Below are 25351 nucleotides of genomic sequence, written 5' to 3'. Positions count from 1 at the left end.
TATAATGTTATCAAGCAATAAATNAGAGCCAGCATAAGCCCCAATTCCGAGAGTCGGAGGGACTCACTTTAGATTATTGACAAGCCACCTACTTCCATCTACGGAAGCAGGTGGCTTTGCTTTTTAGTATACTACAGGAGTGTCTATGTATGACCTGAAGGATTAAGGCTTGTTTGGAAAGAGAAAACATAATGTTAAGACCATGAAAAAAAACAGCTGTTTATACTAAGCTGCGCTTATGAAACGATTTAGTTCGGAATGTTCTTCTAACCAAATCTTTCCTTTTATGATGAAGCAATCGGTAAATGCCTGTAAACTCCGCTTATTTCCTCTCTTACTTTTGGCAATGTTGTTTTTTACCGCTTGTGAACCCGATGAAATTTTTATTGATGAACCTTCTCCAGTCGAAACAGAAGTGAACAATGATGCGCCAGCTGCTTTTCAGCAAATGCTGGACGATATCAATGCACTACGCGCAGAGGGTTGTCGCTGTGGTAACCAGAATATGCCTGCAGTAGGCCCGATGCAATGGAATAGCCAATTGGCTGTTGCTGCGAATAATCATAGTGCTGATATGGCGAGCGTGGGACAACTCAATCACACCGGTTCCGATGGTAGCAATGCCGGAATCCGCCTCGAAGATGTTGGTTATAATTGGCAACAATATGGCGAAAATATCGCTAGTGGCTTTACCTCCTCCAGCGCAGTCTTGCAAGCTTGGATCAACAGCCCCGGCCATTGCCGCAACCTCATGGGCGCTAATTTTACCGAAATGGGCGCTGCTCGTAAAGACAATTACTGGACGCAGGTTTTTGCGCGCCCGCGCTAGTAGAGATAATGTTGATGCTTTATACTTATTGGCAAAGTCAAGAATAACCGATAAGTGAATACTATTCTATGTCTTTGACACATCGAAAACCAGTATGATTAAAACCAGAATCTTCGCTGGATTTCATTCGCCGTGCAACCCTATACCCACTACAATAACTATCGTTACAAAGAAAAGACCCTCCCCGCATACTTCGTTTCGGCATGTTGGGTTCTTGTGGGTCAAAGGATTGATCAGGGCCAGTAGGGTTAGCTTTTAGTTCTTTGGCCTTGCCGATTTGATAAGCCTGATAGTGGTATTTGTCACTGGTCCACTCCCATACGTTGCCAGCCATCTCGTAGAGGCCATAACCATTCGCCGGGAATGATTTTACGGGAGCAGCACTGAAAAATCCATCCGCTTCTGTATTTTCATAAGGAAAAGCACCTTGCCAAAAGTTGGCAACGTTAATTGCTTCTTCTATGGGCGTATCGCCCCAAGGATATTTGGGATCTTCGAGCCCTCCCATTGCGGCCCATTCCCACTCGGCCTCGGTAGGTAGGCGCTTATCTGCCCATTCAGCATAGGCCACAGCATCTTCCCAAGAAATGTGTACAACAGGATAATTCATACGGTCAATAATGTTACTGTTGGGCCCTTCGGGATGTTGCCAATTGGCACCAATTGTCCACTGCCACCACTGTGCTACGTTTTGCAGATTTACAGCCCCTTCTGTAGGTCGGAAAACCAGCGAACCAGCGGCTAGTATTGTATCATCAGGTTTTGGAGTGCCAGGAGGAAGATTCTTGGCCATTTCTGTCCAGTCAATATCGCGCTCTGCAACAGTTTGGTAATTGGTAGCTGCTACGAAGTTGGCAAACTCCTTATTGGTCACTTCCGTCTCATCAAGCCAGAAGGCATCAATTTTCACTATTCTTCGTGGTAGCTCATCGCGATCAGCTTGGGCAGACTTTCCTCCCATCATGAATTCTCCAGCCGGAATAATCACCATACCCTCCGGTGGTGAAGTGGTGATATCTGTCTGTGGAGAATGTTCCTGTTGACAATTCGAGAGGAACAAAATACTAATAAGTAAAAAGAGCCCCCTTTGAATTTTAGTGTGAAGTAGTGATTGTGTGTTTTCCATATTGCTAAATTAAGACGAAAATTCTACGACAAAAGAGAAGGGGCGTTTTTTTAACCACTAAAACGTCAGATGCAACCCAACACTGTCCCCTGTAAAACTCAAGCCTTCCAGTAATTTAGGAATATTCTTGTTGTGTTTGGCATGTAAAAGGTAGGTCGCCAAATCAAAGGCAAAGAGGAAGCTGCCTTGTAAGATGATACTGCGTCCAAAACCCTTGAGTCGCTCTGGATTGTCTGCGGTATTTTTGCTCTTTTCAATCAGGTAGGCACCTCCGAGTATGTAGCCTACATCAAGGCCCGTATTGAAAAGAAGTATTTTCTGAATCTTATGCTGTTCTGATATGGTGGCGGCCAAGTCAAAGCTTCCGGGGGCAGCTTTCATACTACTCCAGTAGCCCAGGCCGGCGATGGCCAGATTGATGGCTCCCCAACCCATATTCATCTCGTGGAAATACCGGTCTACGCCTTCACTTTTTCCTCTCAGTGCCAATCCCGACCCTACATTACCAACCGCCCAGGCACCCAGCACCAACATGGCCGTTTGTTGCTTTTTTAGTCGTTGCTGGTTGAAATCTGTCAGCATCAGGGATTGTCCCCAGGTGAGCGTTGCCAAAAAAAGCAGGGATACAGAGAATACGTACTTCATCTTTTTATTACTGAAATCTTAATTTCCATAAATTGTTTAGGATGCCAAGTGATTTGTGTTAAAATGGCGTTAATAGCCTAGTCCAACATAAGCAAAAGCAAAAGTCATGACCTAGCTTTGGTGGCCTTGCAGGGAACGGAAGCATTCTTCTTTGGCGCTCTTAAATATTTAATCATACAACAGAAGCATCGTTCTTTAGCTCTTTTAAACACTTAATCAAAACACGCGACTCATGAAAGCATTAACTTTTACATTCTTCCTCCTTTTTGGCGCCCTCTTGCTCCAAGCCCAATCCTACGATATCAGCCAATACCAAGCCCGCTACGAGCGCCGTCCTTTTTTAGAAATCAATCCCAGCCTAAATTATTCTGGAACATTCAGTGATTTAGATGATTTTGTCAATCACGGTGGTGGTGGTAACTTAATCATCGATTGGCGGGAGCAATCCAGCCTCGATAATCGCATCCGTAATATTAGTGTTTCTGGCCAGGCTCAGTTTTTTCGCCAAGAGTTTAAAGATCATGACCGAGTAGATATTTCACAGAAAGGAGCCAGTTTATTCGCCAGCATCGAGCAATACAATTATACCACGGAGAAGAAATTCTGGGGCTTCCGAGGAGGTTTGTTGATGAATGCACAGGATCGGGATGATTTTCAGCTCAACTCCAACCGCTTCACTGATATTTCACTAGAACCAGGGCTGTTTTTCGGAACCGGCCGGATTGAATTTGCAGAAGATGCCCTGTTGGCCAACTGGATGATGGATGATCTTCTGGAGCAACAAGTAATCGGTGCTACCACCTCCGAACAAAGAGAATCGCTAGCAAAACGGATTACGTCCATCATCGGCAACCGAACTTTCGATTTTCGTCGCCGCCGTATCTACGAATTGCAGCAACTACAGCAGCTGTTTACCGAAGAGAATATAGCCATTGATAATGAATTTATGCTCTTCGCAGTACTCAATGACAACTGGGCATTCGCCAACCGTGCAAGCCTGCCCAGAGGCAAACGCTGGCAGTTTGGGGTAGATGCTGGAGGGCTTTACCATTACGAATCTCAGCCGTTTGCAGGAGACGAGTTCACTGTTAGTGGCCGGCCTTACGCCAACTATACTTCGGGCAAGATCATCGGAGACAATGCCTCTAGTATCTGGACGGCAGAGTTGTCTGCTTATTACCAAACTGATCTTGAGGATAGTAATTTCCCATTCGCAGGAGGAGAGCGCTACGGAGGGCAAGCAAGTTTCAGTCATCGCCTGGTGTGGTTGCCTATTTCGCGTACAACGCTCAGTTGGACCAATCAAGTTGCTGGGCAATTGGGGACAAGGACGCCGAACGGTACAGCAGATGGGTTTAAAGAAAACCGTCTTTCTTTTATTTCTAATTTGTCCTGGGACTATTTTGTAACCTACAACTGGAGCTTTGTCCTAAATGTAGGGCTTGCCGGGCAGTTTAATGACCAGGATTTTTTCGATTTCCATACCGTCCGTCCTTCGTTCAACTTTAGTACCCGCTACGCTATTTTTTAAGACTTTCCGGAACTATCTATGAGGCAGCAGGGTTTTCTGTGGAAACTATCTGCTCATGCTGCACCGTACGATCAATTTATACAGGGAGTCTTTCGAGGGCTTACGGCCCGAAGTCTGGTACCTGTCGCTGGTGCTGTTGATCAATAGGGCAGGGGCGATGGTTATTCCTTTTCTCACGATTTATCTTACCTCCAAGCGGGGCTTCACCTTCGAGGATGCGGGTCTGATCATGAGTAGTTTTGGCATTGGTTCCGTATTAGGATCCTACGTTGGCGGCTGGATCACCGATAAATTTGGTTTTTACCGGGTACAGCAATGGACCCTGGTTGGCAGTGGGTTTTTGTTCTGGGTACTGGGCCAGCAAACCACTTTCTGGGGGATGAGTATCGGCATATTTGTCCTCAGCACGGTCATGGACGCTTTTCGTCCTGCCAACCAGGCCGCCCTTGCTTTTTATAGCAATCCCAAAAACCGTGCCCGCGCCTACGGTCTTCTCCGCTTAGCTGTTAACCTCGGCTTTTCTATGGGGCCTGTTCTTGGTGGCTTGCTCATTGCGGGCTTGGGATACCAGTGGTTGTTTATTGTCAACGGTTTTTCTTGCCTGTTCGCAGCTTTGGCTTTTCGCTTGTTGCTTCCTCCTGGGCGTCTCGAAAAAGGAGAAGAAGAACCCGATGAAAATGAAGTACTAGCAGAATCGGCTTACCGCAATATTCCGTTTCTGGTATTCGTATTCTTCCTCATGGTAGGGGCAGTGGCCTTTATGCAATTCTTCAGCAGCCTCCCTGTTTATTTGCAGCAGGAGCTGTGTTACAGAGAGGCCGAAATTGGCATGCTGGTCACCCTCAATGGCTTGATGATCGTTTTTATGGAAATGCCTTTGGTACATAAAGCCGGGCAGCATTTTCGATCCCTGGGCATCATTACCGTAGGCTATCTGTTTCTTGCAGTGGCTTTCTTATTATTACAGGGGGCCGCGTGGTTGCCGATCTTTGCGGTAGGTTTCATGGTATTAATCACCATAGGAGAGATGTTGAGCATGCCCTTCGCGAGTACCTACACCGCCGAGGTCGCCCCGCGCAGTCGGCGCGGACAGTATATGGGCCTGCAAAGTATCGGCTGGGCCGGCGCTTTTATCATAGCCCCCAGCCTGGGCCTCCGTTGGGCGGCTGCTTATGGCTTTTCTTCCCTTTGGTACCTGGCCAGCATCCTGGCTGCTATCTCCGCCATTGGCATCTTTTTTATAGACCGATATATTCGCCGACCATCAAAAAAATCAAAAATCAGACTTTGAATATCTGGTCAAATTCACGAATTTGACCAGTTTGGGGCTGTATAAAAAGTCAAATTCACGAATTTGACCAGTTGACCAGTTGACCAGTTGACCAGTTGACCAGTTGACCTGTTCGGCGGATGTTGTACCCCCGTCGATACACCCTTATAGTACCTCATGTAGTTTAGAAAAAAACTTAGGTGCCTTTGGTGGTTCAATAAAACCTACAACACCCCCTGGGCCTCAATGATCGTTCTCACCTGTGCCTCGGCAAAACGCTCAACGATCTCATCATCCATCAAGAGCAAGGCATCTTCGTAGTTGTCAAAAAACAGGTGCTCTACCAAAATGGCAGGCATGCTGGTGCGAGTGAGCACAAAAAAGCGCGCCTCCTTGTCGTGATCACCATCACTGGTATCTGAGCGGTAGCGAGAGATACGGTCACCAACGGTATCCTTGACATTGTTCCAGTGCAGTTCGGCAACTTTATCTGAGTTCGTTCTACCTGGGCTGGTAAATATCTCAAAGCCCCGCGCACTACCACCGCCAGCATTGGCATGGTTAGAGATATAGAGGCTCTTCTTTACTTTTTTCGCTAACCAGTTGGCCACATCTACCCGATAGTGAAGCGAAATGTCAACGTACTCATGGCTAACGATATAGTAAGGGATAGAAAGGTCACGCAGTTTTCTGGCTACCAGATTGGTAACCGTGCGGTTAAACACACCTTCGTAAAACCAACCATCCTTATGAAACTCCCCTTTGCTGTGCTTGTGTTGCTTGCTGGGGGCGGTAACATAATTGCCGGCAGCATCAAGGGCGCCGTGTCCGGCATCAAGAAAAACAAGAAAATCTTTAACCATGGGTACTGTACTTTGTTGATGAAGTTGCGGGTGTAAGTACCACAAATTACGGTTTTTTGGCGTTCTTTGCGGAAATTTTAAACCACTTCTGCTTCTCAGGAACGGTGCATTAATAAATTGTGTTTCTATGCGTAAGTTATTTTTTTCTTCTGCAAGGCGAAAAATAACAAGCAAAGGAATGTAAATTTATTACTGAACCATTCCTCAAGCAAGGAAATCAAGAATAAAATGAAACAGTTTTTGCTATTACTGGCTGTCACTAGTCTTACTATCATGTCTTGCGGCGAAGATATCGTTAACCAAGCCGAGGTTGATCGCAGTATTATCCTCGATTATATCGAAGCCAATAACTTGAATGCCATTGAAGATCCTTCTGGCCTTTTCTACACTATTGATGTTGCCGGTATGGCTGATAAGCCAACCTTGAGTGATAGCGTACAGGTGAAATACAAGGGCATGCGTACAGATGGCTTCGTATTCGACGGCACGAATGTTGACGGCACCACCCCCGATAAAACCGTCACCTTTCTACTCGATAATTTAATTACTGGTTGGGAAATAGGTATCCCAAAGTACGGCGTTGGTGGCAGTGGCCTGTTGCTCATCCCTTCAGGTCTAGGCTACGGCAGTAATGGCTTTCCGGGCCTACCCGCAAATTCGGTCTTGATCTTCGAAATGGAACTGGTAGATTTCTTCCAGTAGCCATAAACATAAGTCATCCCGAATTTTGATTGTCATCAAAATCCGTGCTGACCAACTGCAAAACCTGTAGTTGAAGACGAAACCCCATGATTTCTATTAGTTAAGTCATGGGGTTTTCTACAAATAGTCAGATAAATCACTCTTTTCAGCTATTATAGTGCCGCTTTCTAAGTGAAGGGATGAGGAAGATTTGTAGGAAGGTGTGTATATTATTTTTTGCGAACTCCCTAAATTCAGGGCGACTCATGTTTGTTTTTGGGGCAGCTGGCCTCGCCTATCGGCTGGCCACCGCGCTATCCGCTCTCATGCAGTGCTGCGCATTGCATACCGCTACTATCGCTGCTGCTGCTCTCCCGATTGAAAATCGGGATGCGCCGTGTTCCGCTGTTCGCTCCACGCCTAATGGGTCTTATTTATTGGTGTTTTGTGTCTGGCATTGGCATCAAAGTCGCAAAGGATTACGACGCTAGAGCCACACTAAACCAACAACCATCAACCACCTAACCATAATCAAATCCTCGAACTCACGATGATCCTCCGATCCTTGTTTTCTTGAGTTAGATGGCGGTAGGGCCGGTCGCCGGGAGGGAGCAGTAGGCAACAATCCCAGCAATTATCCAGCGTATGGAGGCCTTTGCTCAAAACGGCATCATAGAGCAAGTGATCTTTGGGGTTTTCAATCACGTAAGGAAAAAACGCCTGTTTATCTTCTTCCCAACGATAATAGCGTTCCATTAAACGAAGAGGCCCTTCTCCGAGATTGACAAAATGCTGCCCAGGGCCAAAGGTCGCCTTGAAGGTGTCATTCCCATTTTTGTAAACCAGCTGATTGGTAAAACGGCTACTACGGTATACTTGAGCTTCTCCGGATTCAAGCGTTAGTTCTTGGCCATTAAGGCGGTAATTCGCTACGGTTGAATTGCCGTTATAAACCATTACCCTGGTCGTTTTATAACCGGCTAACTGCAAAATGCTAGGGAAAAGAAAGTAGCCAGCAAGGCAGATGAGTACAATTCCAATGATCCATTTTTTCATACAAAAAATATTATGCTGTCGGTAGCCTACTTTTTACGAAGGTATTTAAAATAAGAAGTATCGCTAAAAACAAGGCAGTACGGGCAATGAGATCCCCCCATTTTACATAAAAAGTTATCTCGTCATTCAGTTGTATTTGCCCTCGAATCGCAATAGGTTCGTTGTATTTAGTCGTTTGCGAAATATCTCCTCTTTGGTTGATAAAACCACTGATGCCTGTATTGGCAGACCGCCCGATGCTACGCCGTGTTTCAATGGCGCGTAGGCTGGCAAAATAAAGATGTTGCCGATGCCCGGCGGTATTGTCCCACCAGCCGTCATTGGTCATGATGAAAGCCGCTTGCGCTTTACCATCCCTGATGTATCCGGCAAAGTAGTCGCCAAATACAGATTCATAACAAATAACGGGTGCAACCCTGGCAGCCTCACTCGTGAAGGCAGAACGTTTGTCCTGGGTTCCCAGTCCGGCAGTCGTTCCGCCAAGGGCATCCACCAGTGGCTCCAAAAAGAAAAGGATACGCTTGAACGGGAATTTTTCTGGCCCAGGTACTAACTTTGATTTGCGGTAGGTCTGCACGGCTGCTTCAGGAGCCATAGGAATCTGGGCCGCTAAATTCATCATCTCATATTCAATGACCTGCCCACCTCGGTTGCGAGATCGCATAGCGCCCGTTCTTGGTTCGTCGGGCAGGAAATCATGGTAAGCATTCAGGCCCGTGACCAGTTTTAGGGAAGGGTAAGCACTAAAAGCCTCCAGCAGACGACCCGTACTCCGATTGCTTTTCACATCCAGCTCTTCTACAAAACCATAGCTGGTTTCCGGAAATACGAGGTAGTCTACCTTATCGTCCAGCAGCGGTTTGCTCAAAGCAATAAAACGGGTGATTTGTTCGGCTTCCTCTATACGCTCGAATTTTTCGTAGTGAGGTTCAAAATTGGGTTGTACAAGAACTACGTCTATGGTGTCACCTTGTTCTTGGTAGCTATTGTACATTACGACAGATACTACCATTGGCAGAGCGAGAATGACCATTGGCTTTCCCCATTTCCGCCAAAGCGGGAGCTGCTTTTCGACCTGGGTTTTCTTGCTGATAAGGATATTCAGCAGTAGGATGTTGATGACCCAAATCCAGAGGCTGCCGCCAAATGCACCCGTAAATTCATACCATTGTACCAAGCTGGGATATTCCGCCCAGCCATTACCCAGTGTAAGCCACGGCCAGGTGAGTTCCCAGCTGAGGTGGATGTGCTCAAAAGTGAGCCAATAGGCAATCAAGGAGCCGTAGCCCATTTTGGGAATGTACCGCTGTGTCCACAAAAAAAGAAAGAAAGGAATGCACATCAGCAAGCTGTTGGCCAAATTGGCAAAAAGCCCTGCCGCAAAACTGGTATTCATCACCCAATAGGTCGCAATGATATTCCAAAGCATGAACGTGTGCAGCAAGTAGGGGAGGAGCTCCCGCTTTTTAGCACCTTCTTTTTGTTTCCAGTCTTCTACCAAAAGTAGCAAAGGAACCCAGGCCACCATCAATAAAAAAGGCAAGGGTACAATGTCTGGAAATCCTACCCCCAATAGCACACCACTCAGTGTAGACAAAACCAGCGGGCGACTCGGCAGCTTCGTGCTTTTTCGTAATTTCCACCATTGCCACAGTCCAATTAACCCCAGCCAACCACAAAGCAAAAACCACAATGGGCGATAACCCCACAAGCGTTCGGCCTGCCATAGGCGATGCATATCATAGCCAACTCCTGATGCAATAGCCAGTAATAAAGCGGCCGCCAGGAGTAGACGACGAGCGTGAACAACAGTGAAATTAGGTAAAACAGGCATGTTGTTTGGCATTTGAACGCCGCAAAATTAATGGAATCCTGTTATTATTTGCATTATGAGCGTTACTTAGTAAGAAGTATTCTCTCTGAGAATGGCTACATTTTTATACCTTTGAAAGCTGCCCACTGATAAAGTTGAGGCCAAGCTTTGCAATATCTATCTTCATTATTCTGAAACCGTGCTTATGAAACCAAAACTCAAAACGATACTTCTTATTTTGGTTGGCCTACTCCTAGTCGCTCAGTTTATTCCTATTGATCGTTCTGTTCCTGAAGTTGACCCCAATGCCGATTTCCTTAAGTCTGTAGAGGCACCAACGGCTATCGCTAACCTCATTGAGGGAGCTTGCTACGACTGCCATTCTTACCAATCGGAATATCCTTGGTATGCCAAAATAGCGCCCCTTTCTTTTTGGATACAGGGTCACATCAATGGAGGACGTCAGCATCTGAATTTTTCTGATTGGACGTCCTATCCGGCTAAAAAAGCAGCGCATAAACTGGAAGAATGTTATGAAGAAGTGCAAGAACGGCACATGCCAATGAAATCTTTTACGTGGTTGCACCCCGAAGCTAAATTGTCTGATGAACAAGTGAGCGCTTTGGCGCAATGGTTCCAGCAGCTATATCGGAGCGCAGACCAGTAATGTTGCGTTGATTTCTTTATTCAAGTTAGCGCTTGTTGAGGTTTGTATTTAATCCCAACACGCTGTACCAGTTCTTCTAATTATGCTTGATAGAATTTACGTGGCTGCGACCAGCCAACACGTCGGAAAGACAACCTCTACGCTAGGTATTGTGGCGGCTATTCGTAGCAAAGAACTTAATGTAGGTTATTGCAAACCACTCGGACAGGAGTTTGTAGACTTAGGAGATTTAAAGGTGGACAAGGACGCATTGTTGTTTTCTAAAACAATGAATTTCGACTTGTCAGCCGAATTGCATAGCCCTGTGATTCTTGGACGAGGTGTTACGACTTCGTTTCTCCGCCATCCAGAGAAGTATAATTTTCCGGAACAAGTCCTTCATGCTTCACGGGAATTGCAGAAAATACACGACGTAGTTGTCTACGAAGGTACCGGCCACCCAGGAGTGGGGAGTGTTATTGATCTATCCAATGCGGATGTCGCCAAAATGCTCAATGCTTCCGTTATTATGGTCGTAGAAGGTGGTGTGGGGAATACTATTGATAAACTCAATGCCAACTTGTCTCTTTTTAGAGAAAAGGATGTACCCATTGCCGGTGTGATTATCAATAAGGTTATTCCCGAAAAATCAGATAAAATCAGAGAGCTCGTAGGAGGTAAGCTTGACCGCTGGGGAATCCCATTACTGGGGGTTCTTCCTTATGATAAAACACTGGCAAACCCGATCATGGAGGGTGTCCGTTTGGCTGTCGATGGCGTCGTTATAATGAATGGACATAACCTCGATAACAAAGTCGAGAACATTGCTTCCGGCTCCTTGATCGAGAAGAAAGAATTTGATGACTTACAGAATCTCTTGATGATCGTAAGTCACCGTAGGTTGGAAAGTGCAATTTCGGCATTAAAAGAAATTGACCGTAAACATCCAGACCAGGACCTGAAATTAGCGGGTATTATCGTCAATGGCGAGAATGATTTCATCAGTGAGTTACAACGGGAAGTTCCTTGCCAGGACTACATCATGATGCATGAAATTCCCTTGATCGCAACCCAACTTGATACCTATGGCTCCGCTATTAAGATCAATCGGATGGAGGTGAAAATTAACACCCGTACGCCTTGGAAAGCAAGACGTGCAGTAGAACTAATTCGTAGCCACGTAGACCTGAGTAGCTTGTTTTAATCACAGAAGGGTTTACGTTGATCAGAGAGATCAAGCAATAGGTCGAAGGAGTTATTACCTTTAGGAAGCTTTGTAGACCTTTGCAGGACGAAATAAGCCGAGAGGTGCCATTTCTTAACCAAAAAAATATCAGAAGTAGAGCGTTTGCTTATGATTATGGAAAACACCCGACATCAAAACTGGCTGGGCCAACTACGTAGCGGCGATCGTTCGGCGATGCGGGCGATCTTTGATCAGCAGTACCAACCGGTGTGTCAGGCTATTTTTCGTTTTGTTCAAGACCCTGGGTTGTCGGAAGACTTAGCGCAGGAAGTCTTTGTTCGCTTCTGGGAGAAACGCGAAAGTATTAAAGTAGATTCTAACCTCCCCGCGTATTTGCGGCGGATGGCCGTCAATGAAGCGCTTGCTTACTTGCGTAAGAAAACCCGATACCAAGCAGACGAACTACCTATTCACCTTCCCGGCCAGCAAGCCGCCGCTGCCGATGAACAATTGGCTACCGAAGAACTTTCCCAGCGAATCACCATAGCCATCAATTCCCTTCCTCCTCGTTGTCGGGCCGTCTTCCAACTCAGTCGTTTTGAAGAAAAAACCTACCAGGAAATTGCCGATACCCTCGACATTTCCATCAAGACCGTAGAAAACCAAATGGGTAAGGCCTTACGAATTATGCGCGAAAAACTGGGGGATTATTTGACAGCCCTGTTGTTTTGAGAGAGGAGGCAAATCTCACATTAGATACCACAAGCGTCACCTTTTATCACTACTTTTCCATCTGCACTTACCAACCTGTCCAACCTAAACTGCATACCATTTTCCAGTACCATGAATTCTTCCTTACTGCGGGTATAGAGATTGATTATTCGGGTAACGGTGCTAACTTCTTCTCCTTGCTCATCGCTATAAACGATAGTAACGACCTTTTTGAGCGTAGCAATAGCTTCTAATTCATCGTAATAAGAACAATTGATGGGGATATAATTGGTCATCAGGAGGATAAATTGATTTACCTTCTAAAACCAATTAACCAAAAGAATAGTTGATATGTTGATTTGTTTCGTCCTGTTACCAACCATCAAACCAGCTAACCAGCTAACCATCCAACTATGAGAAAGACCATAGCCCTACTCGGGTCGGGTTGGCTCGGAGAGCCGCTTGCACATCGTTTGCTTCAGTTCGGTTACACCGTGAAAGTGGCGACGACCAATAAGGAAAAAGCTACTCGCTTGCGAAACCTGGGATGGGATACCTATCTTTTGGAACTTTATCCAGACCACATCAGTGGTGAGGTGGAACGTTTCTTCGCTGCCGATCAGCTTGTTCTGACCGTCCCTCCTGGTGGTCGTCGCAATCCAGGTGTTGTGAATACCTATCCCGCTAAAATACAGCAAGCTTTACAAGCAGCTCAAGCTGGCGGCATCCGTCAAGTTCTGTTTACAAGTAGTACGGGGATTTATGGCAACCAGCAAGGAATAGTTACAGAAGATATGTCATTGCAACCTGTTACCGCCTCGGGCAAAGCCCTTGTGGAAGTGGAAAGTCTATTGAAAGCAAGTTATGCCGATCAAGTTACCATTCTTCGTCTGGCAGGCTTGGTAGGAGGTGATCGTCAGCCAGGCCGCTGGTTTGCCGGAAAGGAAGAGGTGCCGGGCGGTGAACAGTTAGTCAACCTTGTCCATCGAGAGGATGTGCTCGGCGCTATGGAACGTGTCCTTGTTGATGCACGCTGGGGCCATATCCTGAATATCTGTGCGGATGAGCATCCCATGAAAGCTGCTTTTTATCCTTTAGCCAGCAAAGCTATCGGACTTGTCGCTCCGACTTTTATTACCAATATGGAGCAACCGCAAGGAAAAATCATCGACAATACACGAGGTAAAGCCGTCTTGGGGTTTGTGTATCGACATCCTAATCCATTGGGTTTTCCGTTTGAGGAGAGGGGCTGAATTAGCCTTAATCGTATGATCGCACTGGTACGATTACCTCCAAGTACCCCGCATCCAAAGTCGGAAATAGAAAGTCGGAGGTGTTCAGCGCACTCCGCACCCCAAAATGCACCCCGCACCCAAAACACCCGCCTAAATCCCTGCTTTTTGCTGCCGTCGTACCGCCAAAATATTCAATACCAACATTACTACGAATAGAAATAGTACAAAGGCCATTCCAAACCGCAATCCTTGCCAATCGCTGAGGAATCCAATCACTGGTGGGCCTACCAAGAAACCGGCATATCCAATGCTGGTAACCATGCTGATGCCTACCCCAGGCGACAAACCAGAAATGTTACCGGCAGTACTATAAGCAATAGGCACAATCGTTGCCAGACCAATACCCACCAGAAAGAATCCCAAAATACCTGTCCAAATAACGGGCCATGCCAGTGCTAAGCTGAGACCTGCAATAGCAACAATAGCACTACTTTGTACTAATCGACTATCGCCCAATCGCTGACGGGCACCATCACCAAGGAGCCGACCTATCATCATCGCAGTAGAGAAGGCCACTAGACCTAGTGGCGACCAGTCGCGGTCTGCCAAACTTACCTTTTCAAGGTAAATGGTGGTCCAGTCTGCCATCGCGCCTTCTCCCAGCATACAGCAAAATGCAATCAGGCCAAGAGAAAGAAGGGCTGGGTGCAATAGGATGTTTTGACTAGGTTGATCTTCTTGCTCTTGGCCAATCTCCCGGAGGTCAGGAATGAGGAAATGTCTTACGCGTGAAGCGATCAGCAAGCTTACGGCCATGACGATCAGCAAGTGAAGGAAGAAGGAAACTTCAAAGTAAGTAAACAAAGCACCACTCCCTGCTCCTAGCATCATCCCAGCACTAAAAATGGCATGAAATGAAGACATTACGGGTTTGCGTAGCTGCTGTTCTACCAAAACCGCCTGGGCGTTCATCGCTACGTCTAGTGAACCGCTCGTTGCACCGATAGCAAAAAGAATGATCCAAAGGGTGTAAATATTAGGCGTTACCGGAATTAAAGGAACGAATAGACAAAAGAGAAACAGCATGACCACTGTAATCCGGTGGCTGCCTGTTTTTACTATGACCTTGCCCGTTAGCGGCATTGCTACTAAAGCACCAATGCTTCCTGCGAGGAGTACCAGCCCCAGCTGGCCATGATCCAGGTTGTAGATTTCCTGTAATCGGGGCAGTCGGGCCACCCAATTGGCATATAAAAAACCATTTACCGCAAAAATTAACGCTACAGCAGCACGGCTTTTTTGTACATTACTCCAGGCCATTTCCGATTTGTCTATTTAAAATTTTGGCAATATTACGCCAAATACCATACAAGCAACAAGCCTTAGATTGACAGATACTAATGCTCATTTGATAGTGTCAACACCCAGAGAGGAAATAATAAAAATCCCGGACCACCTGCTTGAGGCAATCCGGGATTTAAGAACAAGCGGATAGATCGGTCGATTTTTGTAAAACCTAGTCTCTCTATCCTCTAATTACTTTTCAAGAATGGCTTATTTGTTAGTCCATTCAGCAATCGACTTCTCGTTCATGCGAACGTAGTCGTCATTACCGGCTTCTTTAGCCAAGGCCAAAGAGCGCTTAGCAGCAGCGATAGCTTCTTGGGTACGGTTCAGGTCAGCAAGAATCAGAGATTCGCGACGAACCATCCAGAAACCAGGCTTGTCGCCAGCGGTTGCTTTTTGGATATACTCGAGTGCCAATGCATTGTCACCACCATTGTCGTGCAGGTAGCTGGCAGCAGCATAGTAATCGTTGGTAGAAGGGCCAGCCATCGTACGCTTGATATTAGCCATTACCAGTTCGTGAACTTCTACCTCTACAGGTACACTCACCATGGTATTTGCCCACATGAAGTCGATAGTAGCACTATTGCCTATAACATTATTTACGCCAATGGTAAAAGATTCTACCGACATAGCAGTCTTGGCTGTAGGAACCATAAATTTAGCAGCTGCTTCTTTCTCGGTGTAGCTGTTCCAGCTACGACCTTCGTAAGGGTACATCATGAAAGTCCACTCGTCAGCAGTAGGAATCGTCAATACAGCATAGTCACCTGCTTCTACTGCTACACCACCTACTTTAGCGTCTTGGCCTAAGGTGATTTTCGTAGCTCCGTTGGCACCTGTACGCCAGATTTTGCCGAAAGGTACTAATCCGTCAGCGGCGAAGATCGTACGACCTTTCATCGCAGGGCGAGAGTAGTCTACCATAATCTCTGTTAAACCAACAGCTTGGGTGATTTGCGCACCTGGGCTAGCAGCTGGCGTAGAAATTTGAGCAAAAGAGCTCACAGTAAGTACAAGGGCGAAAACATTTAATAACAGTTTTTTCATTCTATTTCGTTTTAATTGGAATTGGATAATTCTACCTTTGGACAATCCAAAGACCTAATTGTTCGCGAAATTAAGGAAATCCTACTGCTTTCATGTAGTTACACTTAATAATGAGGTGTTAAATTAAAGCAGCGAATCAAAATAGTTAAATTAATGACCATAGCAATCATTGCCCACGATGGGAAAAAAGCCGATATGGTAGGTTTTATTAAGGATCATATTCATTTGTTAAAGCAACACAAAATTAACCTCATCGCAACGGGAACTACGGGGTCTCATGTTGAAAATGCAGGGCTGGAAGTAGAACGGATGCAAAGTGGCCCTTACGGGGGGGATGCCCAAATTGCGAGCCGTTTGGTCGAGAAACAAGTGGATATGGTTATTTTCTTTCGCGACCCCCTTGGTAAACATCCGCACGAAGTAGACGTTAATATGCTGATGAGGTTGTGTGATGTTCACAATATTCCATTGGCTACCAATATTGCTGCTGCTACCTTATTTATGAAGAATTTATAAAGCATAAGCTTATGCGGTTATTATTGTTTTTTTCGCTTTTATGCCTGGATGTGCCGTTGGCAGAAGTACACGAATTTCATGTTAGTCGCGCCAGAATCGAATACGCTGCTGATGCACAGGAATGGCAAATAAGCCTTCATGTTTTTATTGATGACCTGGAAAAAGCGCTAGCGGATAAAGGAGTCGATGACTTATTTATGGGGACAGCCAAGGAAGAACCCAAGACCGAGGAATACCTGGAGACTTATTTGCGGCGCTATTTTAAGTTGTTTAATGGAGAACAACAGCTCCAATGGGAATGGTTGGGCAAAGAGACCAGCGATGACCTAACGGCTTTCTGGATTTATCTCTATATTCCTGATGCAAGCCCGGATCAGCCACTAAGGGTACAAAACAAGATTTTGCTTGATATGTACAGCGATCAGCAAAATATGGTTCAGGTGAGAGGAGCAAAAGGAATCCTCAAAAACTATCTTTTTTATCAGGATTACTGGGAAGAAGAAATTAAGCCCTAGTGCTGGACATCCATTGATAATTCAAAATTTATGCGCTGGTTATTCATTTTACCAATACGGTTTTACCAATATGCAATATCTCCATTGTTGGGGCCGCGTTGTCGCTTTAAGCCTACTTGTTCGCATTATGCAGTAGAGGCAATTGAAGAATGGGGCGTACTGAAAGGTGGTTGGTTGGCACTTAAACGCATAGGTAAATGCCACCCCTGGGGCCCCTGGGGTTATGATCCCGTACCTAAGAAATCAGACAAAAAGGAGGAGGAAGTGTTAAAAAACGAGAAATAGGCCTGACAATCTTGTGACAAAACGTTAAACAAGGGTGAAAAGGAACGGAGAAGTTCTTACTTTTAAGAGTTCAAGGTATTTTCACAATCATTTTTGAAAATCATTTTTTGCTTTCTCTGCGGACAAACCCAACCTTTCTTGACTTGGTGTGCGTCTAAGCGAATAGTGATTGCGCTTAATCCTCAATCCTCAAATCCTCAGGTATTATGAAAAACTTTATTTACTTATCACTTTTTGCTGTCTTGGCCATCGGTCTGAGCAGCTGTGTTTCTGATGACGTTGAAGTACGGGAAGAATTCTACTACCCCGAAGAACTGGCAATGTTGCAGCAAACACTTGATCTGCCGGAAAAGCCGCTAGATTATAATGTTGTTTTACCTCAGCATCTTTCTCGTAGCGGTTTGTTTGCACGTAATATCAATAAAGATATGGCTACCCTTGGGCGAGTTCTCTTTTACGATAAAGCACTTTCTTCTACCGGAGAAGTATCCTGTGCTAGTTGTCATAAACAAGAATTAGCCTTTTCTGATAACAAAATATCCAGCGATGGAGTTGATGGCGAAACCGAACGGAATAGCCTCGCACTAGGGTCAGTTGCTAGTTTCGCAGCTTACTATGGCGTCGATCTTTTCGGCACTTTCGGTGTACCTTTCATGTGGGACAATCGTTTTGGAACGGCTCGTGAGCAAGCGAAAGCTGCTTTTACCAGTGAGGTAGAAATGGGGCTGACTATAGACGAACTAGTGAATAATATTGAAAACCAAGAATTTTATGAGCCTCTTTTCCGTCGTGCTTTCGGTAGCACCCAAGTAACAGAGGAGCGCATCTTGTCTGCGGTAGCAGAGTTTGTAGATGGTCTAGGTACTTTTGATTCTAAGTTTGACCGCGCTGCGGAAAAGTCAACAGATGGCTTCAACATGGAGGTCAATTTCTCTGATTTTACTGCTGCTGAAAACCGCGGTAAGGAAATTTACCTTGAAAGTTGCGCTGGCTGTCACAGTTCAGTATTTGGCCGCCCAGTGATGAATGCAGCTAACAACGGCTTGACTATGCAGTACGAAGATGAAGGAATTGGCGGTTTCACTAACATTACTTCTGATCAGTACACCTTTAAAATTCCAACCTTACGGAATGTAGCTCAATCAGCTCCTTACATGCACGATGGCCGTTTTGCAACACTGGAAGAAGTCGTGGACTTCTACAGCGATAACGTTGCAGATCACCCCAAGCTGCATGAGCTTCTTCGTGATGAGAGTGGCCAGCCAAAGCGCCTTAACCTCAGCAGTGAAGACAAAGCAGCCTTAGTAGCCTTCATGGAAACATTGACGGATATTGATTACCTACAAGAAGTACGTTACAGTGACCCCTTCAAGTAGAGAAGTTGCTCCAACACCTATAATGGTGTAAGACAAACATAGTCCCGTATTTGGCCTTTAAGCCGGATACGGGACTATTGTTTTAATGACTAGTGACTAACAAACCACCAAACCATCAACCAACAACCAACAAAAACCATACTCACCCCCCGCCTACAATTACGCGCCCTTACATTGGCCGATGCTCCCGCTATCTTTACCCTTCATACGAATATAGAAGTGCAACGCTACCTTTCGCGCGAACTTATGAAGTCACCATTGGACAGTCGTTTGTTTATTGAAAAAATAGAAAAGGGTATAGACCAAGGCCGTTGGTTTTATTGGGGTGTTGTACTAAAAGATACCCCTGGAGATGTTATCGGAACGGTTTGTTTATGGCAGTTCTCTGAAGACGGGAAAACAGCAGAACTTGGATATGATTTACTACCGGGCTTCCAGCGCAAAGGAATCATGACCGAAACCGTAGCCGCTATATTGAGCTTTATCAAAGAAAATACAGCCCTTACGACGGTGCAGGCAATGGTTCGGGCAGATAACCTCGCGTCTTTAAGTTTATTGAAAAAAATGAATTTTTCTTACGCCCGAAACCTCAGCGAAGAAGAGAAATTTGCCAAAGAGCAAGGACAAGAAATAAGGATTTACCACAAAGCGGTGTAGAAATTGTATTTTGGCGGGCTAAAGCCAACTACTAGACCTATGCGCTATTGTTTTCTACTACTATTTTTTGGTGGACAATTATTCAGCCAACAATTCTCGGCCACGGAAATTGCACGTTGGGAAGCCCGTGCTGCTAAAACCGAAATCATCCGCGATGAATGGGGAATCCCTCACATCTATGCCCCTACAGATGCTGATGCCGTATTCGGAATGCTCTATGCGCAGTGTGAAGACGATTTCCCCAGAGTAGAACGTAATTACCTGGAAGCTACCGGGCAAATGGCTTTGGCATTCGGCGAAGAATATCTCTATCATGATCTCCGTGCTCGGATGTGGATGGACTCTACCAGCGCAAAGACCCACTATAACAATGCACCGGAGTGGCTGCAAGCACTCTGTGATGCTTTCGCCGATGGGATAAATTTCTACTTGCATACCCATCCTAAGGAGCAACCTTTATGGATCAATAAATTTGAACCATGGATGCCCTTCACCTTCACAGAAGGAAGTATCGGGCCAGATATTACTAGAGTTTCGCTCAATGATATTGCCGCTTTTTATGGCGACGAGCGCATAGGGCTTCAGGAGCCTAGCTACCCGGATTCTCCGGCAGATTTGGCGCCAACCACAGGCTCTAACGGGTTTGCTGTCGGTAAAAACTTGGTCAGTGAAGGGAAGTCATTATTGCTCATCAATCCGCACGTTACCTTCCACTATCGCTCGGAGCAGCACGTCAATAGCGACGAAGGGCTCGCTTCTTACGGCGCAGTGACTTGGGGGCAGTTTTTTGTATACCAAGGGTTCAATGAGAAGTGCGGATGGATGCATACCTCTACCTGGGCCGATGCTATCGATCAATACCTGGAGGAAGTCAAACAGGGAGACGATGGTAAGTATTATTACCAATACGGCACCGAAGAGCGAGCGGTGGAACAAAAAGAAGTGAGTATTCCTTACCGTGATGGAAAGGAAATTAAATCACGCTCTTTTACTATTTACCGTACACATCATGGCCCCATTGTAGGAAAGAAAGAGGGTAGGTGGATTGCCTACAGAATGATGGATCGCCCGCTTGATGCACTGACCCAGGATTTTCTTCGCACAAAAACAAAAGGCTACGGCAGTTTTAAAAAGACGATGAAAATTCGGACCAACTCTTCCAACAATACGGTCTTTGCAGATTACAAAGGAAATATTGCCTATTGGCATGGTAATTATTTGCCAAAACGAAACCCCGAATACGATTACAGCGGCTATGTCGATGGCAGCGACCCTCAACAAGATTGGCAAGGTCTACACACACCGGGGCAGATGATTCGTTTGCGAAATCCTAAAACCAACTGGTTACAAAACTGCAACTCTACGCCCTTTACTGCTGCCGCCACGGAGAGCCCTGATCCGGGGAAATACCCTGCTTATGCGGCTCCTGACAAAGATAATTTTCGCAGTATTCATGCCAATAATTTGCTAGCAAGTATATCCAACTACACTTTAGATAGCCTCATCAAAGTCGCCAATGATCCTCATCTGGTAGCCTTTGATCGCTTGATACCTTTGCTGGAAGAAGCCTTTGAAAATAAAGGTGACGATCAGGACCGCCAACTGGTTTCTGCTTACATGGCCTTAAAAACCTGGGACCGCAATTACGGCGTTTCCTCTGTATCTACTACTTTGGCCATCCTTTGGGCAGAAAAAGTATTAGGCCTGGCTTATCAGCAAACGCCCGAAGCGGTTCGTAAGGAAATGCTCTTTGATGCCTGGATCAAAGATTATGTGACGGATGAACAAATGGTGACCGCCTTGAAGGAAGTTGTAGCACAATTAGAACGTGATTTTGGGAACTGGCAAACGCCCTGGGGATTGATCAATCGGTACCAAAGGTTGAGTAATGCTATTGATCCGACTTTTGATGATTTACGGCCAAGCCTACCGGTAGGTTTTACCTCCTCTCGCTGGGGCGCAATAGCTGCGATAGAATCACAAACCTATGAAGGCAGTAAACGACGCTATGGGCTCCATGGCAATAGCTTTGTAGCGGTAATTTCATTTGGTAAGCGGCTCCGTGCGAAGGCCATTGTTACGGGGGGGCAATCAGGGCACATGCGTTCTCCTCATTTTGATGACCAGTCCAAAGCTTTTTGCAATCAGGAGTTTAGGGAGGTTTATTTCTACCGACCAGAGGTGGAAGCACAGGCCGCAGAAACCTACCACCCAGGAGAGAAGAGACAAGCTTTTTAAGAAAAAATTATACCCGGAGTAATTCCATCAAAATAACGGAAGAATATGAATTGTCCGCGTTGTAAAGTGAGTATGCAACTGGAGACCATTAAGGAGAAAAATTACCAGTTGGAGATCGATCGTTGCCCGCAATGCGACGGTATTTGGTTGGATTTCGAAGAAATGAAAAAACTCGAAGCCATTGTAGAGCCGGTAGCGTGGGAAGTGCGACAAATTCCTCCTCAGGTAGATCAGCTGATTGGCTTGTATTGCCCCCGGTGCCCTGATTCCCCTTTGCTGATTAAGGCCGATCACCCCCGCGATCGACATGTAATTATCGATTATTGCAAAAAATGCCAAGGCACCTGGCTTGATCCCGGTGAACTAACGGCCATCCAACAGGAGCACTTTCTAATTTCCCTCTACCACTTTATTCGCGATTTAGCATAGCAAAGATTGATCTCTCATGAAGTAACATGAGGTTTAGTTTGCGCTGCTACTTCGTAGTGCCTTTTTTATGTTCCTAAAAGACGAAAAATCCTAGGCAAGTCTAACATTGTCAGGTGTTTAATGTAGGATATAGGAGGTTTGAATTCCTAAAACGGATGTTATACCAAGTACCATTTACTTTTTACCTAGTACGGTGAGGTTTTGAGGGAGTAGTTTGCTGATAATAAGCCATTTACACTCAAACCTCACATTAAGTAACATTCACCCGTCGGATGATCCAACGTAAGAGGCGTGGGAAAAAACGCTGGATATAAATAGTGAGGAGTTCTTTGCCTCCAATGAGAGCTTCTTCTTTTTCGGCAGCAATAGCCTTGAGTGCTTTGTGAGCAAATTCATTTGGCGAAAGCCCATTAGCCGTAGATTCGGCCTTGACTTTATTGGGGCTGCCATCTCCGGTGAGGGCATTAATGGTAACATTGGTATTGACGTAGCCTGGGCAAATTATGCAAATTCCTACACCCTCCTCCTTGACCTCGGCCCGTAGACATTCAAAGAAACCATGGAGTGCGTGTTTAGACGCGGCGTAGGCAGAGCGCAGTGGCGTACCTATTTTGCCCATTACACTACTGATGACCACTATTTGTCCGAAGCGCTGGTGCAGCATCGTGGGTAAAATAGCTTTGGTTACAGCCACCGTTCCCATAAAATTAACATTCATGACCTGTTGATCAACACTAAAGGCAGTATCACGCACCAATGAACGCTGGGAAATACCGGCATTGTTGACCAAGATGTTTAAATAACCAAAGCGATCAATAATCTTTGCGGCTACTTCAGGCACAAGGTCAAACTTGGCAACATCCAATGGGGCTATCATTACCTTATCTGGGTGGGCACAAGCATTGCGAACCTTCTCTAAGGCTTCCTGATTACGAGCCGAAATGGCCACAAATGCACCTTCTTGTGAAAATGCGTAAGCAAGGGCTTCTCCTATCCCGGAGGATGCTCCCGTTATCCAGACGACTTTTTCCTTAAATTTCATAATCAATAAGCTTTAGTTCAGATCGCGTACAAAAGGTTACAGTAAGTTTGCTCCCTTTGCCTTCCTTTTCATAGGGCCAAAAGTAAGGAAGTTGTTTTAGAACATAGCATTATCCACCCAAACGAATGGGAAGCTATGCTTGTTTAATAAAAAGTGGGGAACATACTATTTTCCGGAAAGACAGATGCCGGATATTGAAGATGGTATCTTAAAATTAAGGTATGTTTGGCAATACTTCCATTATTTTTACAAAAAAAAGGACTAAGCTGATGAAAAAGATAACACTCGTTCGGCACGCAAAATCGAGTTGGTCTGATTTGAGCCTTCGTGACCACGATCGCCCTTTGAATGGACGAGGCCGCCGTGATGCTCCTTTTATGGCTAAAATGATGGCTAGCAAAGGTTGGGCACCGGATGCACTGATGAGTAGTACGGCTAAACGGGCCTTTACCACTGCCAGGCATTTTGCTCAGGCGCTGGGGCAAGAACCAGGGGCCATCGTCAAGGAAGAGCGTATCTATGAATCAGACAGTGCAACCATTATCCACTTGATCAGCAATTTAAAGGAAGAATGGGGGCATGTCGTCTTTTTTGGGCATAACCCCACCTTTACCAATGTGGCTAATCTTTTTTATAAAGATGATTATCTCAGCAACCTACCTACCTGTGGCGTCGTTGAAATAGAAGACGCCCAAGCCGAAACCTGGTCTGATTTTGCTCCTCCGACGGCTATTATTACCAATATACATTTTCCAAAACAGTATTTCTAAGGAACAGCACGAAAATAAAACACGATTTTGACTTTCATGATAGTTAATCAAGCGGTTCATTTTAAGCGGATTAACTATTTGAAAGTCTTATGAAACCTTGAGGCAGCAGCGAAGCTAAATCGTGTTTTATTTTCTGCGCAATACTAAAAGATGAGTATTCGATTAATTATATCGGTTTTTACCCTAGTGGTATTAGTTGCTTCTTGTGGAAAAGAGGAAGAATTGCCTCCACCGATTCCACAGGATCAACTCATTGAAATTATTGCTGAAGCACTCATTTTGGAACCTGCCGGACGAGAGATGCCTTATATCGTGCAAGACAGTATTTATAAGCAGTATTATACCTTGATTCTTGTGGAGAAAGGCTATACCATGGAAGAGTTCGTAAGTAGTATGCAATGGTTGCAGAAAGAACCCAAGCGACTAGAAGAGACGTATACTAAGGTGTTGGAGCAGATCCAAATAATTGAAACAGAGGCCAATAATTGATTTGACTTAGGTTTAGCTAAATACTTGTTTAATAATAATTTAACATAGCATGAGGCCCATTGGCAGGGCAAAGCTTTACTTTTGCCATTGAACTAGTAAAGACCTAATGGAAACGGCAAAGATTTTAGTGGTTGATGATGAACCGGATATCCTCGAATTCTTACAGTATAATCTGGAGAAAGAAGGGTTCTCGGTCGTGACAGCTTCAGATGGTGAAGCAGGTATCCAAATGGCAGAACAGGAAAATCCTGATTTGATCATCCTCGACATTATGATGCCCAAAATGGATGGGGTAGAAGTGTGCAGAGTCTTGCGGTCACGCCCGCAGTTTGCACAAACTGTAATCGCCTTCCTTACTGCCAGAGAGGAAGACTTCTCGCAAATTGCTGCGCTCGAAACCGGTGGTGATNACTATATAACCAAACCTATTCGACCCCGCGTTTTTTTGAGTCGTATCCGTGCCTTACTGCGTAGATCTGAACGTATTGAAAAAGAGGATGCGGAAAATATTATCAATATAGGTGACCTGGCCATTGATCGCGATCGAATCTTGGTACAACGAGGAGAAGAAACAATTGAGCTGGCCAAAAAAGAATTTGAACTACTCAATTTACTAGTCTCCAAGCCTGGTAAGGTTTTTTCAAGAGAAGAGATTTTCAATAAGGTATGGGGAACTGATGTAATTGTTGGTAACCGTACCATTGATGTCCATATCCGCAAATTGCGTGAAAAAATCGGCGACCATTACATCAAGACCATAAAAGGAATTGGCTACAAATTCGAATTTTAAAAGAAATCGAACTTTATTTTCTGCGCAATAAGGGAACAGCACGAAATTAAAGTACGATTTGTTTTTCACAATAGTTGAATAAACGCTTCATTTCAAGTGTTTTAACTATTTGAAAAACTTGAAAGAAATCGAACTTTATTTTCTGCGCAATAAAGGAACAGCACGAAATTAAAGTACGATTTGTTTTTCACAATAGTTGAATAAACGCTTCATTTCAAGTGTTTTAACTATTTGAAAAACTTAAAGAAATCGAAC

Annotated in this window: 27 protein-coding genes; 18 read left to right on the top strand and 9 right to left on the bottom strand. The window is 45.2% G+C overall.

The window, feature by feature from the left end; genetic code table 11:
- The first annotated feature begins 286 nt into the window (after window positions 1-286).
- A complete protein-coding gene (locus tag A3EU_RS29235; protein WP_169433314.1) occupies window positions 287-829 on the top strand; it encodes a CAP domain-containing protein in 543 nt (180 codons plus the stop codon).
- Between the two features lie 61 nt (window positions 830-890).
- On the opposite strand, the gene A3EU_RS0103190 is transcribed toward A3EU_RS29235, so the two are convergent.
- Together A3EU_RS0103190 and A3EU_RS0103185 are read right to left on the bottom strand one after the other, a co-directional pair.
- Window positions 891-1955, bottom strand: coding sequence for a formylglycine-generating enzyme family protein (locus A3EU_RS0103190; protein ID WP_020534675.1), 1065 nt, complete (start codon window positions 1953-1955; stop codon window positions 891-893).
- 57 nt (window positions 1956-2012) lie between these two features.
- The gene (locus A3EU_RS0103185; RefSeq protein WP_020534674.1) at window positions 2013-2600 is read right to left on the bottom strand and encodes a DUF6992 family protein; all 588 of its coding nucleotides are present in this window, start codon (window positions 2598-2600) and stop codon (window positions 2013-2015) included.
- Window positions 2601-2832: 232 nt separating this feature from the next.
- Here A3EU_RS0103185 and A3EU_RS0103180 point away from each other — a divergent pair, with 232 nt between their 5' ends.
- Both A3EU_RS0103180 and A3EU_RS0103175 read left to right on the top strand, forming a co-directional pair.
- The gene (locus tag A3EU_RS0103180; RefSeq protein WP_020534673.1) at window positions 2833-4131 is read left to right on the top strand and encodes a hypothetical protein; all 1299 of its coding nucleotides are present in this window, start codon (window positions 2833-2835) and stop codon (window positions 4129-4131) included.
- A 55-nt stretch (window positions 4132-4186) separates the two neighbouring features.
- Window positions 4187-5422: an MFS transporter gene (locus A3EU_RS0103175; RefSeq protein ID WP_020534672.1), complete on the top strand. Its 1236-nt coding sequence runs from the start codon at window positions 4187-4189 to the stop codon at window positions 5420-5422.
- 203 nt (window positions 5423-5625) lie between these two features.
- Here the strand turns inward: A3EU_RS0103175 and A3EU_RS0103170 are convergent, their stop codons facing one another.
- Window positions 5626-6264, bottom strand: coding sequence for an N-acetylmuramoyl-L-alanine amidase (locus A3EU_RS0103170; RefSeq protein WP_156825630.1), 639 nt, complete (start codon window positions 6262-6264; stop codon window positions 5626-5628).
- A gap of 228 nt (window positions 6265-6492) precedes the next feature.
- On the opposite strand from A3EU_RS0103170, the gene A3EU_RS0103165 reads away from it, so the two are divergent.
- Window positions 6493-6966, top strand: a complete 474-nt coding sequence (locus A3EU_RS0103165; protein WP_020534670.1) for an FKBP-type peptidyl-prolyl cis-trans isomerase — start codon at window positions 6493-6495, stop codon at window positions 6964-6966.
- Window positions 6967-7476: 510 nt separating this feature from the next.
- Here the strand turns inward: A3EU_RS0103165 and A3EU_RS0103160 are convergent.
- Together A3EU_RS0103160 and lnt are read right to left on the bottom strand one after the other, a co-directional pair.
- Window positions 7477-8001: a hypothetical protein gene (locus A3EU_RS0103160; protein ID WP_020534669.1), complete on the bottom strand. Its 525-nt coding sequence runs from the start codon at window positions 7999-8001 to the stop codon at window positions 7477-7479.
- A gap of 10 nt (window positions 8002-8011) precedes the next feature.
- The gene (lnt, locus tag A3EU_RS0103155; RefSeq protein ID WP_052331279.1) at window positions 8012-9835 is read right to left on the bottom strand and encodes an apolipoprotein N-acyltransferase; all 1824 of its coding nucleotides are present in this window, start codon (window positions 9833-9835) and stop codon (window positions 8012-8014) included.
- A 184-nt stretch (window positions 9836-10019) separates the two neighbouring features.
- Between lnt and A3EU_RS0103150 the strand changes: the two genes are divergently transcribed.
- The 3 genes from A3EU_RS0103150 to A3EU_RS0103140 all read left to right on the top strand — a co-directional run bounded on the left by A3EU_RS0103150 (window position 10020) and on the right by A3EU_RS0103140 (window position 12378).
- Window positions 10020-10481 carry a heme-binding domain-containing protein gene (locus tag A3EU_RS0103150; RefSeq protein ID WP_020534667.1) on the top strand — a complete coding sequence of 154 codons (462 nt, stop codon included), beginning with the start codon at window positions 10020-10022 and terminating at the stop codon, window positions 10479-10481.
- Between the two features lie 82 nt (window positions 10482-10563).
- Window positions 10564-11664, top strand: coding sequence for an AAA family ATPase (locus tag A3EU_RS0103145; protein WP_020534666.1), 1101 nt, complete (start codon window positions 10564-10566; stop codon window positions 11662-11664).
- A gap of 150 nt (window positions 11665-11814) precedes the next feature.
- Window positions 11815-12378 (top strand): RNA polymerase sigma-70 factor, encoded by a 564-nt coding sequence (locus A3EU_RS0103140; RefSeq protein ID WP_020534665.1) that lies wholly within the window; start codon window positions 11815-11817, stop codon window positions 12376-12378.
- Window positions 12379-12398: 20 nt separating this feature from the next.
- On the opposite strand, the gene A3EU_RS0103135 is transcribed toward A3EU_RS0103140, so the two are convergent.
- Complete coding sequence (locus tag A3EU_RS0103135) at window positions 12399-12653, bottom strand: hypothetical protein (RefSeq protein ID WP_020534664.1); 255 nt, start codon at window positions 12651-12653, stop codon at window positions 12399-12401.
- 117 nt (window positions 12654-12770) lie between these two features.
- Here A3EU_RS0103135 and A3EU_RS0103130 point away from each other — a divergent pair, with 117 nt between their 5' ends.
- A complete protein-coding gene (locus A3EU_RS0103130; protein WP_020534663.1) occupies window positions 12771-13610 on the top strand; it encodes an NAD-dependent epimerase/dehydratase family protein in 840 nt (279 codons plus the stop codon).
- 132 nt (window positions 13611-13742) lie between these two features.
- Here the strand turns inward: A3EU_RS0103130 and A3EU_RS29230 are convergent, their stop codons facing one another.
- Both A3EU_RS29230 and A3EU_RS0103120 read right to left on the bottom strand, forming a co-directional pair.
- Entirely contained in the window at window positions 13743-14912 is a 1170-nt protein-coding gene (locus tag A3EU_RS29230; RefSeq protein ID WP_020534662.1) for an MFS transporter, read from the bottom strand.
- Between the two features lie 234 nt (window positions 14913-15146).
- Window positions 15147-15989: a DUF2911 domain-containing protein gene (locus A3EU_RS0103120; protein WP_020534661.1), complete on the bottom strand. Its 843-nt coding sequence runs from the start codon at window positions 15987-15989 to the stop codon at window positions 15147-15149.
- A 153-nt stretch (window positions 15990-16142) separates the two neighbouring features.
- Between A3EU_RS0103120 and A3EU_RS0103115 the strand changes: the two genes are divergently transcribed.
- From A3EU_RS0103115 to A3EU_RS0103085, 7 genes are all read left to right on the top strand, one after another.
- Window positions 16143-16505 carry a methylglyoxal synthase gene (locus tag A3EU_RS0103115; RefSeq protein ID WP_020534660.1) on the top strand — a complete coding sequence of 121 codons (363 nt, stop codon included), beginning with the start codon at window positions 16143-16145 and terminating at the stop codon, window positions 16503-16505.
- 11 nt (window positions 16506-16516) lie between these two features.
- Entirely contained in the window at window positions 16517-17020 is a 504-nt protein-coding gene (locus A3EU_RS0103110) for a DUF6702 family protein (protein ID WP_020534659.1), read from the top strand.
- A 30-nt stretch (window positions 17021-17050) separates the two neighbouring features.
- Window positions 17051-17305 (top strand): membrane protein insertion efficiency factor YidD, encoded by a 255-nt coding sequence (gene yidD / locus A3EU_RS0103105; protein ID WP_020534658.1) that lies wholly within the window; start codon window positions 17051-17053, stop codon window positions 17303-17305.
- A gap of 206 nt (window positions 17306-17511) precedes the next feature.
- Entirely contained in the window at window positions 17512-18681 is a 1170-nt protein-coding gene (locus A3EU_RS29225) for a cytochrome-c peroxidase (protein WP_020534657.1), read from the top strand.
- A 114-nt stretch (window positions 18682-18795) separates the two neighbouring features.
- Window positions 18796-19338, top strand: coding sequence for a GNAT family N-acetyltransferase (locus tag A3EU_RS29220; protein WP_083937235.1), 543 nt, complete (start codon window positions 18796-18798; stop codon window positions 19336-19338).
- Window positions 19339-19377: 39 nt separating this feature from the next.
- Window positions 19378-21576: a penicillin acylase family protein gene (locus A3EU_RS0103090; protein WP_020534655.1), complete on the top strand. Its 2199-nt coding sequence runs from the start codon at window positions 19378-19380 to the stop codon at window positions 21574-21576.
- 45 nt (window positions 21577-21621) lie between these two features.
- Window positions 21622-22005: a zf-TFIIB domain-containing protein gene (locus A3EU_RS0103085; RefSeq protein ID WP_020534654.1), complete on the top strand. Its 384-nt coding sequence runs from the start codon at window positions 21622-21624 to the stop codon at window positions 22003-22005.
- 250 nt (window positions 22006-22255) lie between these two features.
- On the opposite strand, the gene A3EU_RS0103080 is transcribed toward A3EU_RS0103085, so the two are convergent.
- Window positions 22256-23047, bottom strand: a complete 792-nt coding sequence (locus A3EU_RS0103080) for an SDR family oxidoreductase (RefSeq protein ID WP_020534653.1) — start codon at window positions 23045-23047, stop codon at window positions 22256-22258.
- A gap of 269 nt (window positions 23048-23316) precedes the next feature.
- Here A3EU_RS0103080 and A3EU_RS0103075 point away from each other — a divergent pair, with 269 nt between their 5' ends.
- The 3 genes from A3EU_RS0103075 (at window position 23317) to A3EU_RS0103065 (ending at window position 25096) form a co-directional block, all read left to right on the top strand.
- Window positions 23317-23817 carry a SixA phosphatase family protein gene (locus tag A3EU_RS0103075; RefSeq protein WP_026211196.1) on the top strand — a complete coding sequence of 167 codons (501 nt, stop codon included), beginning with the start codon at window positions 23317-23319 and terminating at the stop codon, window positions 23815-23817.
- Window positions 23818-23967: 150 nt separating this feature from the next.
- On the top strand, window positions 23968-24306 hold the full coding sequence (locus A3EU_RS0103070) for a DUF4296 domain-containing protein (RefSeq protein ID WP_020534651.1): 339 nt from the start codon (window positions 23968-23970) through the stop codon (window positions 24304-24306).
- 106 nt (window positions 24307-24412) lie between these two features.
- Complete coding sequence (locus tag A3EU_RS0103065) at window positions 24413-25096, top strand: response regulator transcription factor (RefSeq protein WP_020534650.1); 684 nt, start codon at window positions 24413-24415, stop codon at window positions 25094-25096.
- Window positions 25097-25351 lie beyond the last annotated feature (255 nt).

It is taken from the genome of Lewinella cohaerens DSM 23179 (assembly GCF_000379805.1).
Lineage (GTDB): Bacteria > Bacteroidota > Bacteroidia > Chitinophagales > Saprospiraceae > Lewinella > Lewinella cohaerens.
The sequence above is the reverse complement of the archived record's forward strand: the minus strand, read 5'-3'. Positions and strand labels throughout refer to the sequence as shown.

Bases quoted from the DNA above. Each gene is read 5' to 3' on its own strand.
- A3EU_RS0103115 (WP_020534660.1), top strand. From the start codon at position 16,143: ATGACCATAGCAATCATTGCCCACGATGGGAAAAAAGCCGATATGGTA.
- A3EU_RS0103075 (WP_026211196.1), top strand. From the start codon at position 23,317: ATGAAAAAGATAACACTCGTTCGGCACGCAAAATCGAGTTGGTCTGAT.
- A3EU_RS0103165 (WP_020534670.1), top strand. From the start codon at position 6,493: ATGAAACAGTTTTTGCTATTACTGGCTGTCACTAGTCTTACTATCATG.
- A3EU_RS29230 (WP_020534662.1), bottom strand. From the start codon at position 14,912: ATGGCCTGGAGTAATGTACAAAAAAGCCGTGCTGCTGTAGCGTTAATT.
- A3EU_RS0103110 (WP_020534659.1), top strand. From the start codon at position 16,517: ATGCGGTTATTATTGTTTTTTTCGCTTTTATGCCTGGATGTGCCGTTG.
- yidD (WP_020534658.1), top strand. From the start codon at position 17,051: ATGCGCTGGTTATTCATTTTACCAATACGGTTTTACCAATATGCAATA.
- A3EU_RS0103120 (WP_020534661.1), bottom strand. From the start codon at position 15,989: ATGAAAAAACTGTTATTAAATGTTTTCGCCCTTGTACTTACTGTGAGC.
- A3EU_RS0103150 (WP_020534667.1), top strand. From the start codon at position 10,020: ATGAAACCAAAACTCAAAACGATACTTCTTATTTTGGTTGGCCTACTC.
- A3EU_RS0103085 (WP_020534654.1), top strand. From the start codon at position 21,622: ATGAATTGTCCGCGTTGTAAAGTGAGTATGCAACTGGAGACCATTAAG.
- A3EU_RS0103185 (WP_020534674.1), bottom strand. From the start codon at position 2,600: ATGAAGTACGTATTCTCTGTATCCCTGCTTTTTTTGGCAACGCTCACC.
- A3EU_RS0103160 (WP_020534669.1), bottom strand. From the start codon at position 8,001: ATGAAAAAATGGATCATTGGAATTGTACTCATCTGCCTTGCTGGCTAC.
- A3EU_RS0103080 (WP_020534653.1), bottom strand. From the start codon at position 23,047: ATGAAATTTAAGGAAAAAGTCGTCTGGATAACGGGAGCATCCTCCGGG.
- A3EU_RS0103130 (WP_020534663.1), top strand. From the start codon at position 12,771: ATGAGAAAGACCATAGCCCTACTCGGGTCGGGTTGGCTCGGAGAGCCG.
- A3EU_RS0103175 (WP_020534672.1), top strand. From the start codon at position 4,187: ATGCTGCACCGTACGATCAATTTATACAGGGAGTCTTTCGAGGGCTTA.
- lnt (WP_052331279.1), bottom strand. From the start codon at position 9,835: ATGCCTGTTTTACCTAATTTCACTGTTGTTCACGCTCGTCGTCTACTC.
- A3EU_RS0103135 (WP_020534664.1), bottom strand. From the start codon at position 12,653: ATGACCAATTATATCCCCATCAATTGTTCTTATTACGATGAATTAGAA.
- A3EU_RS29235 (WP_169433314.1), top strand. From the start codon at position 287: ATGATGAAGCAATCGGTAAATGCCTGTAAACTCCGCTTATTTCCTCTC.
- A3EU_RS0103180 (WP_020534673.1), top strand. From the start codon at position 2,833: ATGAAAGCATTAACTTTTACATTCTTCCTCCTTTTTGGCGCCCTCTTG.
- A3EU_RS29225 (WP_020534657.1), top strand. From the start codon at position 17,512: ATGAAAAACTTTATTTACTTATCACTTTTTGCTGTCTTGGCCATCGGT.
- A3EU_RS0103090 (WP_020534655.1), top strand. From the start codon at position 19,378: ATGCGCTATTGTTTTCTACTACTATTTTTTGGTGGACAATTATTCAGC.
- A3EU_RS0103170 (WP_156825630.1), bottom strand. From the start codon at position 6,264: ATGGTTAAAGATTTTCTTGTTTTTCTTGATGCCGGACACGGCGCCCTT.
- A3EU_RS0103145 (WP_020534666.1), top strand. From the start codon at position 10,564: ATGCTTGATAGAATTTACGTGGCTGCGACCAGCCAACACGTCGGAAAG.
- A3EU_RS0103070 (WP_020534651.1), top strand. From the start codon at position 23,968: ATGAGTATTCGATTAATTATATCGGTTTTTACCCTAGTGGTATTAGTT.
- A3EU_RS0103140 (WP_020534665.1), top strand. From the start codon at position 11,815: ATGATTATGGAAAACACCCGACATCAAAACTGGCTGGGCCAACTACGT.
- A3EU_RS0103190 (WP_020534675.1), bottom strand. From the start codon at position 1,955: ATGGAAAACACACAATCACTACTTCACACTAAAATTCAAAGGGGGCTC.